The following is a 1,149-nucleotide window of genomic DNA, read 5'->3' on the forward strand; positions in this document are numbered from 1 at the left end:
GGCGGGGTCAAGGGGTGAGTGCAATCGTCAGGTGGTGATGAGTTGTGCGAGGCGTTGGGCTGGGGTGTTCCAGCCCAGCGTTTCGCGGGGCCGGGTGTTGAGTTCGTGGGCGACGTGGTCCAGGCCGCGCTGGTCGATGGCGCGGAAGTCGTAGCTGCTTTTGGGGAAGTACTGGCGTAGGAGCCCGTTGGTGTTCTCGTTGGTGCCGCGTTGCCAGGGGCTGTGGGGGTCGCAGAAGTAGACCGGGCAGCCGGTGGCGACGGTGAACACCGGGTGGGTGGCCATTTCCGTGCCTTGGTCCCAGGTCAGCGACCGGCGCAGGTGTGCCGGCATGCGGGCTGCCAGGGCGGTGAGGACACCGATGACGGCTTCGCTGTCGCGGCCGTGAGGCAGCGCGCCGAGCATCACATAGCGGGTGGTCCGTTCCACCAGGGTCACGATCGCCGAGGCTCCGGCCTTGCCGATGACCAGGTCACCTTCCCAGTGCCCGGGCACCGCCCGGTCGGCAGCCTCAGCCGGCCGGTTACTGATCCGCAGGTCCCCGATCCAGGGCCGCCGACTACGGGCGGCACCCGCGGCCCGCGACTGCGGGCGCCGCTGGGTGCGACCCGAGCGCAGCGCCACCTGCCGGGTCAACTCCGCCCGCAGGCTGCCCCGCGACTGCACATAGATCGCCTGGTAGATCGTCTCGTGGGACACCTGCAACTCCGGCCGGTCGGCGAACGTGGCCCGCAACCACGCGGCGATCTGCTTCGGAGACCACCTACGCGCCAGTTTCCCCGCCACCACCTGCCGCAGCCGCGTGCCCGCCGCCAACTTCGAGACCACCGGCCGCCGCCGGGCCCCGTCAGAACGCCGCTGCGCCCACTGCGCCTGATACCCCCACCGATACGGACGCCGAGCCCGCCCGGACGGCAGTGACCGCCCGAGCGGGTTCTTCGTCCCGTGCCGCGCACTGTTGTTCCGCGCCACCTCCCGCGACACCGTGCACACCGGCACCCCGAGAACCTCCGCGATCTGCGAGATCGTCCGACCCGACCCCCACAGATGCTCCAACACCTGCCGATGCCCGAACGTCATCACACCCGGCCTCGCCACCAGCCCCTCCAGCCCAACCAAGATCAGTTGCACTGAAGCCTAGAAACCGCC

At 70.1% G+C, this 1,149-nt stretch carries 1 protein-coding gene; it reads right to left on the bottom strand.

The genetic code is table 11. The features are described 5' to 3' along the window. Positions 1 to 27: 27 nt before the first annotated feature. A complete protein-coding gene (locus tag IRY44_RS30420) occupies positions 28 to 1,131 on the bottom strand; it encodes an IS30 family transposase (RefSeq protein ID WP_194803567.1) in 1,104 nt (367 codons plus the stop codon). Positions 1,132 to 1,149 lie beyond the last annotated feature (18 nt).

The organism is Micromonospora sp. ANENR4 (assembly GCF_015354395.1).
In the GTDB taxonomy this organism is placed as follows: Bacteria; Actinomycetota; Actinomycetes; order Mycobacteriales; family Micromonosporaceae; genus Micromonospora; species Micromonospora aurantiaca.